The 2,401-nt window shown below is 44.1% G+C and carries 3 protein-coding genes; all 3 read left to right on the forward strand.

Annotated features, from left to right (window positions below; translation table 11 throughout):
• Positions 1–841: hypothetical protein (locus tag B7L72_RS15045; RefSeq protein WP_081195724.1), on the forward strand; the 841-nt coding region annotated here is incomplete at its 5' end.
• Positions 838–1,485, forward strand: a complete 648-nt coding sequence (locus B7L72_RS15050) for an MAE_28990/MAE_18760 family HEPN-like nuclease (protein ID WP_081195301.1) — start codon at positions 838–840, stop codon at positions 1,483–1,485. The genes B7L72_RS15045 and B7L72_RS15050, both read left to right, overlap by 4 nt.
• Positions 1,486–1,761: 276 nt before the next feature.
• Positions 1,762–2,401, forward strand: a 640-nt coding sequence (locus tag B7L72_RS15055; protein WP_081195303.1) for an MBL fold metallo-hydrolase, incomplete at its 3' end; no start/stop codon positions are given.

The following is a 2,401-nucleotide window of genomic DNA, read 5'->3' on the forward strand; positions in this document are numbered from 1 at the left end:
AACTATTTTAGAGTTTACAGGGATTTTAAAAGACCCAGAAGGCAAGAAAGTAGAGCCCAGTACACTTGAGGGGACTAAGTTTTTGCCAAGCCTATCTGATAAGCGATGGCAGGTATGGGTAGACGGGGATGCTGCGATTGATAAATCGATGCAAATGCAGGTGAAACGGGCTAGGATACGCGTTGAGATTTTGCTTAAAGAAAGTGATGAAAATGCCAAGTATGAGCTTTTTCAGCGTTTAAATACAGGGGGTGCACAACTATCACAGCAGGAAGTTAGAAATTGTATCGCTGTTATGATTAATCCTGATTTGTATAATCTTTTGATTAAGCTTTCCAAAAATGATGATTTTGTTGAAACGACAAATCAAACAGAGAGCGCTGTAGAAAAGCAGGCAGGGGTTGAACTTGTTCTTAGATATTTTGCATTTAAGCACCACCCTTATACAAATGGTTTAGATGTTCATGAGTACCTTGACTCTGCGCTGGTAGAAATATCTAAGAATGAAGAAATTGATTGGGAAAAAGAGGAGGAAGAGTTCGATAAAACATTCAGCTTGCTAAATGAGTCACTGAGTGATAAAGCATTTAAACGCTGGGATGGTAATAAGTTTAGTGGGAAGTTCTTAATGTCACTTTATGAAACTATTGCCTTTGGTGTTTCTCAAAATATCGATGAAATTACTAATCAGGGTAGAAGCGATCAAAAGGAGTTTGTCATTTCTAGAGCGAAGGAGCTTTGGACTGACCCTGTTTTCGAGAAAAATTCTGGTGCAGGAGTGAGAGGGACAACACGCCTTTCAAAGCTCCTTCCAATGGCTAAAGGTTTCTTCAAGCCATGAGTAAAATTAGAACGATTGACCAGCTTCAAACTATCTTGGATGGTGAGTTTTCATGGCGATTGAAAGAAATTGCAAATTTAAAGATTGTTGTTCGGTCGTCTGATAAGCTCAGCAGAAACACAGCCGTCAGAGCTGCAATACCTTTGTTGTATGGACATTGGGAAGGTTTTATAAAAAACGCATCAACGCACTACTTAGACTACGTAAATGGACAGTCATTAACTTATAGAGAGCTGAAGTCTTGCTTTGTAGTTTTTGGTGTTAAAAGAAGAATTAATGATTTGGTTAGTTCTAAAGATTCTTCTGTCTCTATCGCTACTTTAGATTTTTTACGGGATGAGCTTGATGAAAGAGCGAAGCTGAAAATTGAATCGGCGATTCGGACTGAATTTAACTTGAGTTCAAAGGTATTTGCTAATATTGCTAAGTCCATTGGTATTGATACTCAAGGTTATGAATCCAGGTACCACCTCATCGACGAGAGTTTGTTGAACAGGAGAAACCATATAGCGCATGGTGAATATTTAGATGTCGACTCAGAAGGGTTTCGAGAGTTAGCAGATGAAATACTTTATTTGCTACGTTCATACAAGACAGATATAGAAAATGCGGTCTCGCTTGAAGAATATAAGCTAAGTGCATAGTAATTGCTTCCAATGTAATGTCAAAAACCGTATTTTTTATTACTCGCTGCGCTAAAGTGCTAATAAAAGCTGTTCCTTGGGTGCAGCTGGAAACGTTATTCTTGTCTTCATGCTAATTGCTATAATCACATATTGCATCAGCCGCATTTACAGTATGTATATAGGGGTTAGTTAGGTTTGTTAGTTATTTTAAAAGTGCAGTGGTTTAAGTTTGGCTGGATGATGTTTATTGTTTTAATTGTAAAGGGAGTGTATAGGCGTGGTTACGAGCAAGTTATGAACCTACTTTTCCTCGGCACTTCCGCCGGTGTGCCTACCAAACAACGCAACGTCTCTGCCATCGCCTTGCAAGAGAGCAAGGGCAAGGGCTGGTATCTGGTCGATTGCGGGGAGGGCACTCAGCATCAGGTGTTGCACACCAGGCTGTCGTTTCATTCGCTGAAGGCCATTTTGATTACCCATGTGCACGGCGACCACTGCTACGGGCTGCCGGGCATTCTGGCCAGTGCGGCCATGGGTGGGCGCACGGCGCCGCTGACCCTTGTGGCACCCAAGGGTATCCAAGCCTGGCTGGAAGCCACCTGTGCGGTCACCCAGCTCTGCCTGCCCTTCGCGCTGGAGTTCATCTGCGCCGATGACCTGCCCAGCATCGAGTTCGAGAACATGGCGGTGGAACCGTGTGCGCTTTCCCATCGCGTGCCGTGCTACGCCTATACATTCACCGAGCGCAACGTGGAGGCCGCCCTGGATGTGGATAAATTGGATCGGCACGGCATTCCCAGAGGGCCGTTGTGGGGGCAGTTGAAGCAGGGGAGGGAGGTAGCGTTTGAGGGCAAGCAACTGCGCAGCCAGGATTACCTGCTGTTCAAACACGCCGCCAGAAAAGTGGTGATTGCCGGAGACAACGACCAACCCG

The organism is Halomonas sp. BC1, assembly GCF_002078135.1.
Taxonomy (GTDB): Bacteria; Pseudomonadota; Gammaproteobacteria; order Pseudomonadales; family Halomonadaceae; genus Vreelandella; species Vreelandella stevensii.

What these genes read in the sequence shown, in the direction of transcription:
- B7L72_RS15050 (WP_081195301.1), top strand. Translation starts at nt 838, where the DNA reads ATGAGTAAAATTAGAACGATTGACCAGCTTCAAACTATCTTGGATGGT.